Source organism: Oceanococcus atlanticus, from assembly GCF_002088235.1.
In the GTDB taxonomy this organism is placed as follows: Bacteria; Pseudomonadota; Gammaproteobacteria; order Nevskiales; family Oceanococcaceae; genus Oceanococcus; species Oceanococcus atlanticus.
Genome location: NZ_AQQV01000003.1, coordinates 65,348 through 77,001, shown reverse-complemented (window position 1 = coordinate 77,001; position 11,654 = coordinate 65,348). Strand labels below are relative to the sequence as shown.

Here is an 11,654-nt window from a genome sequence, read left to right as displayed (position 1 = left end):
GCATTGCGGGATCAGATCAGACAGCTTAGAAACGACCTCCAAATCCAATGGTGACGCCCGCGCTGCGAGGATATTTATCGCCATCGTAGCGGGCGCTGTCGAGCGACTGAAACGCTTCAATGCTGAGTACATTGAACAGGTTGAAGCCCACGCTGATGACATCCAGCTTGCTACCCGCCAGGTTGCTACGCCAGCCTGCGCGGGCTGCCGGCAGCCACCACGGGCCGACATAACTGACGCCAACGCTCAGCCACTGGTAATCGTTACCCGCAATGTTCTCGACCTTATTGAGCTCCAATCCACCGAAGACCGTCACACCGCTGTCGGCCAGGGCATAACTGGCCTCAACGAACAGCTGCGGATCCAGCGTGAAGTCGTCACGGGCCGGCGCGTCACCACGGGCGATGAATTCGGCTGCGGCGAAGCAATCCTGCCGTTCGGTTTCCTGCGCACGATTGGCACAGTTGCTACCGATGTTGGCAAAGTCGAATTTGGCTGGAATCAGGTTGCGTAGCGTAGCGCCCAATGCCAGGTTTTCAGCGACGAAGCCGGCCCCGACATCCAGGCCTACAGCAAAGGCGGAATCCTTGTTCAGGTCATAGTTGTCGCCCGCACGGTCAAACGCCGTGTCTTCGTCATCATCCGAATCCAGCGCCGCAATCTGGCGGCTCAGCTCACCCTGAATCAGTTTGAGTCGCGCCCCCGCGCTGACTGCACCATCAAATTGGCCCAGCGCAAAGGGCATGAGATCACGGGCATAGTCCACCGCAACCTGAACGAATTGTCCCGAACGCACGTATACGGCGCTGTTGGTCAGGATTTCTTCATCGGCCACGTCGAGCTCAAGGTCGCCGTCGATCACATTGGCCAGCGCCGAGACCGCCAGATCCACGTGCACCGCCATGACCCCGTCGAACGCTTTGAAGACAACAGGCAAGGTCGGCAGCGGCATGCTGACATCAATACCGACCTCAGCCTTAGCGCCAATTTCTGCCAGCAACGGCTGAAACTCGGCCTCGATGGCCTGGAACTCGGCTGCGGTGATCTGGCCGTCGGTCTCCGCATCATCGACCCGCGCTTCCAGCGCATCCAGCTTGTCGACAAAGTCATCAACCGGACCAAGCTCCAGCGCGATCGCCGGCAACTTAAAACCGTGCAATGCCCAGCGCCGATCCCCCAAAGAACGCGCAAGCAGGGCTGGATTGCCATTGCCCGCAGGCGCCATATTCGGTATGGACACTGCGGCCGTTGTTAGGTTTGAACCGGCCGGCAGGTTGCCGGGAACCGCAGCATGCGTCACTCCCACTGCACTCAATGAGACCAGACACAGAACAACCCGCCCAAAACGCGTGGGCACAACATTCAACATTCAGATTCCCCAAAAAAAGACCGTTAATGATCAACCGACCATTTTAGGGTGCCTGCACTTCGCTTGAACATATTCAGCAGGAATATTCAGCGGCGTGTCGTTGGCGTGCATCGGTGTTTCTGCTAAATTAAGGACACTGCCTTAACGGCACATGAACGTGTGCCTGTCCTCCACCTTGCCTCCTGCTCAACTCATGACCACGCCGAAATTTTCAGCGTTAGACCGCCTGCGCTCGCGCATCGAATCCGCTTTCGGCCGCTGGGGTGAAATCTGCCATGACCATCCGTGGTGGGTGATCGCCGCGCTGACAGTGGCACTGGTCTTCTTCTCGACCTGGTTCCCGACCATGCAGGTCGACACCTCGAATGAGAGCTATCTGCGCGAGTCGGACCCGGCTCGTCTGGTCTATGACGCCTTCCAGCACGAATTCGGCAAGGACGAACGCATCGTGGTGCTGGTCGAAACCGATGGCGACATCGTCAACGATCAGGTGTTGCGCCGCCTCCAGACGCTGCACACGGCGCTGGAAGACATCCCCCAGGTGGACAAGGTCGACAGCCTGATCAACGCACGCATGACCGTGGGGCGCGGCGATGAATTGATCGTCAAGGACCTGCTGGAGGATCGGCCACAGAACCCGGCCGAGTTTGACGCCTTGCGTCAACGCATCCGCGCAAACCCCTTGTACCGCAATCATTTCGTGGATGCATCGCTGACCCGCACGGTGCTCATCGTGACACCGGACACCTACGCGGCCAGCCCTTCGGATGCGGACGCTGCAACCGCCCTGGATGATTTCGATTTCAGCGCCGGCTTCGATGACATGGATGCCATGCTGGATGACAGCGCAGCGGCAGCCCCGACGGCGGAGGCCGAGTTCATCACCGACGAAGAGATCTACCGCATCATCGACAGCATTGCGGTCCTGGAAGATAGCCACGGCGATGCCGGCTTTCGCATCGGCATGGCGGGTTCACCGCTGATGATGCATCAGCTGACCTTCATACTGGGACGCGACATGTTCCTGTTCTCGGGTATCGGCATCGTGCTGATCTCGGCGCTGCTGTTCGCCGTGTTCCGGCGCTGGGTGATCGTCGGCCTGCCGGTGTTCGTGTCGGCACTTTCGGTGTATTTCACCTTCGCTCTGATGTGCTTTTTCGGCATGGTGGTGACCACCTCGGTGCAGATTCTGCCATCGCTGCTGCTGGCCATCGGGGTGGGCAATTCGGTGCACATCTTCACCGCCTATTTCCAGGCCGTCGACCGCGGCGATAACAAGCGTCAGGCACTGCGTTACGCACTCGGGCATTCGGGTCTGGCGGTCATGATGACCGGACTGACCACCGCAGGCGGCCTGCTGTCCTTCGTTACCGCCAACCTCAAACCGGTGGCCGATATCGGCATCATCGCCCCCATGGGCATCCTCAGCGCCCTGCTGTTTTCGCTGGCCCTGTTGCCGGCGCTGATTGCCGTCACCCCGTTCAAGGACAAAGGTCTCAAGGACGATTCCAACGGCCCGTTCCAGCGGTTCCTGACGGCTTGCGCCCGAATCTCCACCACCTATCCGCTGCGCGTGGTGGCCTTGTGGTTTGTGCTGATCGCGGCCTGCCTGGTCAGCGTGGCACAGATTCGCCCCAGTCACTTCCCGCTCAGCTGGTTTCCACAAGGGATGGAAATCCGCGATGTCACCGAGGCCCTGGACAGCAATTTCGGCGGCTCCACCTTCAGTGAAATCGTGGTCGACAGCGGGCGCGAAAACGGCCTGCATGATCCGCTGCTGCTGCATGCGGTTGACCGGGCCATGCAATTTTTGGATCAGCTAGAGGTGCACGGCGTTCAGTCCGGCAAGGCCACCTCGCTGCTCGATATCAACAAGGAACTGCATCAGGCGCTGAACGGCAACGATCCGGCGTATTACGCGATCCCCGATGACCGCGCCCTGATCGCCCAGGAGCTGCTGCTGTTCGAGAATTCGGGCAGCGATGATCTGGAAGACATCGTCGACACCGCATTCAGCAAAATGCGCATCACCGCCAAGATGCCGTTTGTTGATGGGGTGCTCTACCCCGACTATCTGGACGCCCTGCAGTCAGGCTTTCGCGACATCGTGGGTGATCATGCCGAGGTTACGTTCACCGGCGTGATCATGCTTCTGGCCGGCAGCGTCAAGGTTCTGATCGGCGACACCATCCGTTCTTACATCCTGGCCTTCTGCATCATCGCGCCGCTGATGATGCTGCTGGTCGGCTCGGTGCGCACCGGCCTGATCAGCATGATCCCGAATCTGGCGCCGATCATTTTCACCCTGGCGCTCATGCCCATCCTCGGCATACCGCTGGATGCCTTCACCCTGCTGATCGGCTCGATCGCACTGGGCCTGGCGGTGGATGACACGATTCACTTCATGCACAACTTCCAGCGCTACTACGTCCAAACGGGCGACGCGCCACGCGCCGTGCATGAAACACTGCGCACCACGGGCAAAGCGCTGATGATCACCTCGCTGGTGTTGTCGGCAGCCTTCTTCGTCAACCTGTTCGGAACCATGAACAACCTGCAGGATTTTGGCCTTTTGACCGGCACCAGCATCATCGTGGCCTTCCTCGCTGATGTGCTGCTGGCCCCGGCCCTGATGGTGCTGCTGGCCCGCTGGAAAGAACGTTCTCACAAGGAGTCCATCGCATGAGACATTGCATACGCTTCATTCTGCTGGGCTGCGCGCTCAGCCTGCCACTGACCGGCCACGCCGAACTGTCGGGGCGCGACATCATGCAGAAGGTCAAGGACCGCGATGATGGCGAAAACGCGGTCATGGACATGCAGATGGTGCTGATCAACGACAGCGGGGACACCCGCGAGCGGCATATTCGCTCGTTCCGGCGCAACGCACCGGACAACCCCAAAGACACCCAGAGCATCATGTTCTTTCTCAGCCCGGCCAATGTCGAGGACACCGGTTTTCTGACCTACGACTACGACGACGGCAGCAAAGATGACGATCAGTGGCTCTACCTGCCTGCTTTGAAAAAGGTCAAACGCATCGCGGCGGCCGACAAAAGCGGCAGTTTCATGGGCTCGGACTTCACCTATGCCGATATGAGCAGCCCGGACCTGGACGACTACACCTATGAGGTGATGAAGCAGACCGAGGTTGACGGGCACAAGGTCTGGCAGATTCTGTCCACCCCCAAGACCGAGGACGAAATCAAGCGCACCGGCTACAGCAAATCGGTCAGCTTCATCCGTCAGGACAACTACGTGGTCGTTCGCGCGGTCAACTGGCTGGAAAAAGGTGGCCGCCTGAAGTTCATGGAGGTCAAGAAGCTGGAGCAGATCGACGGCATCTGGACGCCACTTGAGATGGTCATGACGACCAAGAAAGGCAAGCACACCGAGCACGCCAGCGTGCTGCGCTGGGACGACGTCAAATACAACCAGCCCATGGACGACGATCTTTTCACCCAGCGTCGTCTAAGCCAGGGCTTGTAAGGATGGCGATGCGGCATCCGTTGCGACGGCAGACGGCCCTTGCGGCCCTTGTTGGCGGCCTGCTCGCCAGCCACGGCGTCCTCGCCCAGGACAGCATGGATGACGTGCTGGGCGGTTTTGACGAGCTGGATAACTATGACGATGTCATCGCACTGGATACCGATAGCAAAGGTTTTGAACAGAAAACCTGGGACCCCAGCGGCAGCCTGTCCCTGGCCAGCAGCTACAACCTGAAGAATCATCGCTCATCCACCGGCACCGACTACGACGGTCTGTCCAAGCTGCGCCTGCGTTTGAATCTGGGCCTGGACGGTCAGTTCGGCGAGCACTGGCGCAGCAGCTTTAATGTCAGTGCCTGGCACGACTTTGCGTATGACTTGCGTGACACCACGTACACCGAGGCCGTGATCGGCGAATACGAGCAGGTGCTTGACGTTCAGGACGCCTGGATCTCAACCCGCCTCGGTTCAAACTGGGACAGCAAGCTCGGCCGGCAGGTCGTGGTGTGGGGCTTTGCCGACAATCTGCGCGTGCTCGATGTTCTCAACCCGCTGGACAATCTGGAGCCGGGCTTGGCCGACATCGAAGACCTGCGGCTTCCGGTGGGCATGCTGCGCCTGGATCGCTATGCCGGCCCCTGGCAGGCTTCGGCCATCCTGATTGGTGAGCAGCGTTTTTCACGCAATCCACCGATAGGCAGTGATTTCTACAGCGTGACCGACGGCCAAGGCAATGCGGTGAGCTACCGTGAAATTCAACCCGAGGATTTCGAGGAGCTGGACTATGCCGCCGCCCTGACCGGGCGCTTCAGCGGCTGGGATCTCAGCCTGACCGCTTCGCGCCGCTGGTTTGACGAACCGTATCTTGATGCACGCGCCTTCGACAGCAGCGACCGCAACGCAAGCCAGGAGGACTTTGAGCGCGACGCCGTGCTGCGCCACAGCCGCGTCAACCAGTTCGGCTACGGCGTGCAGATCACCCGCGGAGGCTGGTTGTTCAAACATGAAGCGGCGCTTATCGATGGCTTGCAGTTGACCTCGAGCAGCATCCTTGAAGACCCGCTGCCACTGCTCAACGCACTGCCGATTATCAATGCACTGGTGCCCGACGGCGGCCAGTTGCTGCCCACTGATGTGCGTGAAGTGCGCCGCTACGACATGCTGTTAGGCCTGGAATATTTCGGCCTTGCCCAGACCACGCTCAGTGTGGAATTTGCCGCCCGACATATCGAGGACTTCGACCAGGACCTGGCCTGGTCTGGCTATCTTGAGTGGCGCGGCGAATCCGCTGTGCGTATGACCCGTGACTTTCTCAATGAACGACTGCGCCTGCATCTCATCAGCGTGCTGTTCAACCGAGACGGAGAGATCTTCAGCGACAGCGGCGGCGCGATACACCGCATCAACGCCGAGTATGAATTTGCCTCGGCGCTGGTGGTTGTGGCCGGCGCGGTGTTCTATCAGGGCGGCGACCAGGCGCCCTTCAACGTCAGCGGCGACAACGACCGCGTTTTTGCCGAAATCAAATGGTCGTTCTGAGGACCTCGCCGACCGTGGCTTCAGCGTACCAACCGATTCTCGCAGAACCGATTCAAGGCCGAAAACATACTCAGCATCTCCGGAATGTGAGGCCCGAGCACCGGCTTGCCGGTTGTGACCAGACACACCACTGAACCGGTGTCCGGGCGCGCCCAGGTCAATGTACTCGACAAGCCCAGATGGCCGAAGGTTGAATACCGGTTGAGCCCGTAGAGCCCAACGCCTCCATGGCCGAGCATAAAACCCGCTGAATAGCGAATCGGGATGCCGATCACCCGGTCTAAGCTGGCCCGTTGACGATCGGGTCGAATGGCCGACTGCACCGTACGCTCGGCAAACACACGCTGCCCGTCGAACTCACCTCCATTGAGCAGACATTGGTAGAAGCGCGCGATGTCACGCGCTGTTGAAACCACGTTGCCGGAAGGAATAACCGCCGACTGGAACCGCGGGTCATTCGACTTGGCGATGGCCTGCGCAAACGGCGCACCAACCACTCGCGACAACTGCCACGCGATCGGTCCCGGCATCCAGCCCGTTGCTGCATTGAGCGCGATCTGGTCAGCGCGGTCCGCTGGCAAGCCGTAGTCCAACCACTGGGCGCCCAAGGGCCCTTTAATCCATTTCTGAAGCAGGGCCCGGGGATCTTGGCCAGTCAGCTCACGCAGCATTTCAGCCAGCACAAAGCCACCGGTGATCGCATGATAGGCCGGCAACCCACCTGCCCGGCCCTGCGGACGCAACGACAGCACCAACTCACGCCGCTTTTCATCATCGTGCAGCGCATCGAGCTCATCACCATCGTCAAGTATAGGCATACGGGTCAGCCCGGCACGGTGGGTCAGAATCTGACGCACCGTGATGGCAGCCTTGCCATGGCGCTCAAAGCCCGGCAGATGCGAGGCAACCGGATCATCCAAGCTCAGTGCGCCTTGCTCCACCATCCGATGCACCAGCATGGCTGTGACCGCCTTGGCGGCCGAAAACAGATTGATCGGAGTGTTAACCGTCATGGGCACCAGCGCACTGCCCGAAGTACCCGGCTCATTTCCGCGCGCATGACCTATGGCGCGGTCAATCACCACCTCACCACGATGGCGGACACACAATTGCAGACCGGGCTGAACCCCAGTGGCATAAAGCCGTTCGAAACATTGCCACAATGCCTGCACACTGCCGTCACGCAGCCCCAGCGTGTGCTCGGCAACCTCACCCGATGCGGTATCGGTCACTGACGCCAAATCATCGGGCACCACGCTGAGTATTGACCAGCGTCGCAATGCTTTAATCATTATGTTCCCCATCCGCCGCTGGCGCGGCCGCTTTATGACACGCACAATATCAGGACCTCAGGTTGATGCACGCTCGGTCTCAGAGGCAAAACAGCTGACCGCCGACACAAGCGTCCCAGGTGCTGCATACAACAGGCGCAAAACGCACCACGCGCAAATATTGCCGAGCCGTTTTGGTGCATAAAGTCACAAAGCCACGTACCACATAGCTTTGCTGTTATGCACAAAAAAGAAAATCCGGAATCACGTTCAAATCGGCTTGTCAAGAAATTGACAAACTTACATGAGAACAATCTTAAGTTGTTGTTTTTATTGGCTTAAGACAAACTGGTTACGAATTAATCAGCGCTGCAAAAAGCCTGTATCTATCGCTGTTCCCGGCTCCCACAATGGCGATATTCACAAAGTTATCCACAGGCTCTGTGCATGACTCAGGTTTTTCATTGCACTACCGCAAGTTACGTGAATTTTTTGAGAAATCACCTGTGCAATGTAGCCTCAAAAAAGCACCTGCAATACACCGCTTGAGGTGGACGCCGAAGCGACTAGGGCGCCGGCGCCGGCGGGTTCTCCCGCGCTGCGCTGGCCTCGCCTGCCACAATCCTGTTTTGCCCATCCTGGGTCGCATAAACAGCACCCAGCTGTTCGCCATCATCGACCTCGGCAATCGTCGGCACGAAGTAATACTCGGCCTGGGTTCGCTCCGGCGTGATATCCAGCAGCATGTAGCCTTTATCGGTCAGGTTGACGTACTTCATGTGCGGATTCATGGCCGGCACCAGCGCAGAAACCACGTTCTCGGCCGGCAAACCGAGGCCGGGCGAGGTCACTGAGGTACACACGAATTCGACCGCCATGGAACCATTGCCGTTGAGCGGGTTGTAACTCAGCGGGTTACTGGGGTCTTCAGTGATGTCCATGACCCAGGACGTGTGAATATCGCCGGTCAGCACCACCACGTTGTTGATCGCCACATCGGGCCCACTCTGGCCACCACGAATGATGTCCCACACGCGACGGCGCTCGGCTGCGTAGCCGTCCCACTGGTCGGTGTTGAGAATCAGCCCGCCGCTGCCAGCCACAGGCAACAGGCGCAGCGTGTTGCCGGCCTCACCAAGCAGCTGAGCCAAGTCTGGCGTACCGAGCAGACGCAGCTGACCGAACATGACCTGTTGGCCCAGGAATTTCCACTGTGACGTCGAGGCATTCAGATTGTCGGACAGCCATTGCAACTGCTCCTCGCCCAGCAGCGTGCGTGATTCGTCGTTAAGCGCTGCTGAATTGACCATCCCGCCCTGATCGATCAGCACTTCCTGGTCACGATCAATGATGCGGGTATCGAGCATGTCGAATTCGGCCAGATCACCATACTTGAACTGGCGATAAATCCTGACCGGGTTGAGCGGGTCGACGACTCGAATCGGCATCCATTCGTAGTAAGCCTGAACAGCCACCGCCAGACGATCTGTCCACGCCCCCTCGTCGCCTTCGGTGTGGTTGTTGGCACCGTCGCGGTAGGAATTGTCAGCCGTTTCATGATCGTCCCAGACGCAGATGAACGGATGTTGGCGATGCGCTTCCGCCAGGTCGGCATCACGCTTGTACTGCGCATGACGCAGACGGTAATCCTCCAGCGTGACAATTTCGTGCGCCGGCTCGTAGGCCCGCGCACTGCCATATTCGCCGTCACCATACTCGTAGATGTAATCGCCCAGATGCAGAACCACATCGAGGTCAGCACGCTCAGCCACGCGGCGATACGCATTGAACAGGCCATGAGCCAGGCTTGAGCACGACACCACCCCGACCCGCAGACGGTCTACGGCCCCTACCGGCGCGGTGCGCGTGCGCCCGATCGGGGATTGCACCCCGCCACTGGAGAAGCGGTAGTAATACGTTGTGCCCGCCATCAAGCCTGTGGGGTCAACTTTGACGGTGAAATCACGACTGGCTTGCGTCACCACACTGCCGCTGGCCACCACATCCAGCATGTCTGGATCCGTTGCCATCTGCCACTGCACCGTGAGCGCCGCAGCAGTGTCCTGAGGGGTGACGCGGGTCCACAAAATGACCCGATCAGGCAATGGGTCGCCACTGGCCACGCCGTGCACAAAGGCCAGCTTACCGTCGCCAACAACCGCGCCATCACTGGCATTGCAACCTGACAGTGCCGCTCCGCTGATGGCGGCCGTGGCCACCGATGCCGATCCCTGCAAAAACCGGCGGCGGTTCAAACCCGAATGATGCTGACTCATGTGACTCCCCATTGAAGACTGTTTTTTCTGCCACTTTATCGCGTTCGTCGAACGCGCTCCAACGGCCAGACAAACAACTCAGGCTAATCCATGGGCGTGACAGTTTTGCGACAAACACTGCAGCCATAAAAAAACCGCTGCCCGTTTCCGGACAGCGGTCGGCTGAGTTTGGTGGTTCGGTGCGCTCAGTTGCTCTGACTTAAGCGCAATACCTTGTCAGTTTCGCAGTGCGCGCAGCATCCAGGCGGTTTTCTCATGGATACGCATACGGTCTGAGACCAGCGCTGCAGACGATTCATCATCAGCGTCTTGCGCTGCCTTGAGTACTTCGCGCGCGGTTTTAACCACCTGCTCATGGCCCTTGGTCAACAGATCGACCATCTCGCCGGCTTCCGGCACGCCCTCAACCTCGGTGATGGAGCTGAGTTCGGCAAACGATTTGTAGGTGCCCGGTGCAGCCACACCCAGCGTACGGATACGCTCAGCGATCTCATCCACTGCGGTCGCCAGCTCGGTGTAGTGCTCTTCGAACATCAGGTGCAGATCACGAAACTGCGGGCCGGTGACGTTCCAGTGAAAATTGTGCGTCTGCAGATACAACGTGTAGGAATCAGCAAGCAGGCGCTTGAGGCCGTCGGCAATGGCGTGACGGTCCTGCTGATTGATACCAATATCAATGTCAGACATCTAGGTTCCTTCGGTTTGTGCGTGAATGCACATATACCCTGTGGGCATATATGGACTTTTCAAGCGCTGCGGCTGGCTGCCAGCTTGATCACCGACCAGTAGCCTTGCGGCGCGTCGCTCAAACCTTTGACTCTGAGCATGCGGTGCATCTGCGGCAGGCGGTGGTATGGCACCGAGGCCATCAGATGATGTTCCTGGTGAAAATTCACATTGAGCGGTGCCACACAGCAACGCGCCAGCCAGCCGGCCCGGGTGGTCCGCGTGTTGGCAAAGACCTCTGATCCGCCCGGCAGACAGGCGTGCTCGGCCAGGGCGCGTATGCGCAGAAACACACTGAAGCTGGTCAGATAGGCCAGCGGCCAGGCCCAGTAGACCCAAGCCGCGCCGCAGGCCCACAGCAGCGCAAACAAAGCCAGCTGGCTGAGCACCATGGGACCAAGATTGCGCAGCCCATTGCGCAGATAAACCGTCAGCCCGCGCTGCGCGCGCGGGCGCCAGCGCACATCACCGGAAACGGTGTAGTGCATCGCCCCGATATCCATCAGAAAAAGCCCGAGCACGCGCTTGAGCCCGGTCAGCCCCAGGGCGTCACGCAGCAGGCGGCGACGCATCCCCGCGGTGTCGGTCGGGTACATGTCCACCAGTGTCAGATCCGGATCCTGCGCGGTGCCGGTGTGCGCGTGGTGATGCATGTGGTGCTGACGATAGCGCTCCACATCCAGCCACACCGGGCGTGCGCACAGCCAATCAACCAGCCGGGTATTCAACCAGCGGGTTTTGAACAGTGAACGATGGGCTGCTTCGTGGGTGGCCACGGCGCAACACAGCTGCTGTCCACCCAGCAGCACGATGGCCAGCAGCCACATCAGCGGATGCGGCCACAGCGCCAGGGCCGCGAAACACCCCGCACTGACGCCCCAGGTGCGCAGCAGTACCCACAGCCCGGCCAGGTTGGATTTGCGCGTGAGCTGCTCAATCTCGGCAGCGCTGAAAATATCCTTGATACGCGTCGTCATCTCAGTGT

8 protein-coding genes are annotated in these 11,654 nt (G+C 59.4%); 3 read left to right on the top strand and 5 right to left on the bottom strand.

What is annotated here, in order from left to right; genetic code table 11:
* Positions 1-25: 25 nt before the first annotated feature.
* Entirely contained in the window at positions 26-1,240 is a 1,215-nt protein-coding gene (gene traF / locus ATO7_RS11300; RefSeq protein ID WP_158523173.1) for a conjugal transfer protein TraF, read from the bottom strand.
* 322 nt (positions 1,241-1,562) lie between these two features.
* Here traF and ATO7_RS11295 point away from each other — a divergent pair, with 322 nt between their 5' ends.
* The 3 genes from ATO7_RS11295 to ATO7_RS11285 are packed head-to-tail and all read left to right on the top strand — an operon-like array spanning position 1,563 to position 6,396.
* Positions 1,563-4,055 (top strand): efflux RND transporter permease subunit, encoded by a 2,493-nt coding sequence (locus ATO7_RS11295; protein ID WP_206044905.1) that lies wholly within the window; start codon positions 1,563-1,565, stop codon positions 4,053-4,055.
* Positions 4,052-4,858 carry an outer membrane lipoprotein-sorting protein gene (locus ATO7_RS11290; protein ID WP_146680307.1) on the top strand — a complete coding sequence of 269 codons (807 nt, stop codon included), beginning with the start codon at positions 4,052-4,054 and terminating at the stop codon, positions 4,856-4,858. The genes ATO7_RS11295 and ATO7_RS11290 overlap by 4 nt, the downstream gene beginning before the upstream one ends.
* 8 nt (positions 4,859-4,866) lie before the next feature.
* Positions 4,867-6,396 (top strand): DUF1302 family protein, encoded by a 1,530-nt coding sequence (locus ATO7_RS11285; protein WP_146680306.1) that lies wholly within the window; start codon positions 4,867-4,869, stop codon positions 6,394-6,396.
* A 20-nt stretch (positions 6,397-6,416) separates the two neighbouring features.
* Here ATO7_RS11285 and ATO7_RS11280 read toward each other — a convergent pair whose 3' ends face one another.
* From ATO7_RS11280 to ATO7_RS11265, 4 genes are all read right to left on the bottom strand, one after another.
* Complete coding sequence (locus tag ATO7_RS11280) at positions 6,417-7,688, bottom strand: serine hydrolase domain-containing protein (RefSeq protein WP_158523172.1); 1,272 nt, start codon at positions 7,686-7,688, stop codon at positions 6,417-6,419.
* A gap of 545 nt (positions 7,689-8,233) precedes the next feature.
* Complete coding sequence (locus tag ATO7_RS11275) at positions 8,234-9,943, bottom strand: alkaline phosphatase D family protein (protein WP_206044904.1); 1,710 nt, start codon at positions 9,941-9,943, stop codon at positions 8,234-8,236.
* A 216-nt stretch (positions 9,944-10,159) separates the two neighbouring features.
* Positions 10,160-10,630, bottom strand: a complete 471-nt coding sequence (locus ATO7_RS11270; RefSeq protein ID WP_083561892.1) for a Dps family protein — start codon at positions 10,628-10,630, stop codon at positions 10,160-10,162.
* 59 nt (positions 10,631-10,689) lie between these two features.
* Positions 10,690-11,646 (bottom strand): fatty acid desaturase family protein, encoded by a 957-nt coding sequence (locus ATO7_RS11265; protein WP_083561891.1) that lies wholly within the window; start codon positions 11,644-11,646, stop codon positions 10,690-10,692.
* Positions 11,647-11,654 lie beyond the last annotated feature (8 nt).

Bases quoted from the DNA above. Each gene is read 5' to 3' on its own strand.
- ATO7_RS11290 (WP_146680307.1), top strand. From the start codon at position 4,052: ATGAGACATTGCATACGCTTCATTCTGCTGGGCTGCGCGCTCAGCCTG.
- ATO7_RS11270 (WP_083561892.1), bottom strand. From the start codon at position 10,630: ATGTCTGACATTGATATTGGTATCAATCAGCAGGACCGTCACGCCATT.
- ATO7_RS11285 (WP_146680306.1), top strand. From the start codon at position 4,867: ATGCGGCATCCGTTGCGACGGCAGACGGCCCTTGCGGCCCTTGTTGGC.
- ATO7_RS11295 (WP_206044905.1), top strand. From the start codon at position 1,563: ATGACCACGCCGAAATTTTCAGCGTTAGACCGCCTGCGCTCGCGCATC.
- ATO7_RS11275 (WP_206044904.1), bottom strand. From the start codon at position 9,943: ATGAGTCAGCATCATTCGGGTTTGAACCGCCGCCGGTTTTTGCAGGGA.
- ATO7_RS11265 (WP_083561891.1), bottom strand. From the start codon at position 11,646: ATGACGACGCGTATCAAGGATATTTTCAGCGCTGCCGAGATTGAGCAG.
- ATO7_RS11280 (WP_158523172.1), bottom strand. From the start codon at position 7,688: ATGATTAAAGCATTGCGACGCTGGTCAATACTCAGCGTGGTGCCCGAT.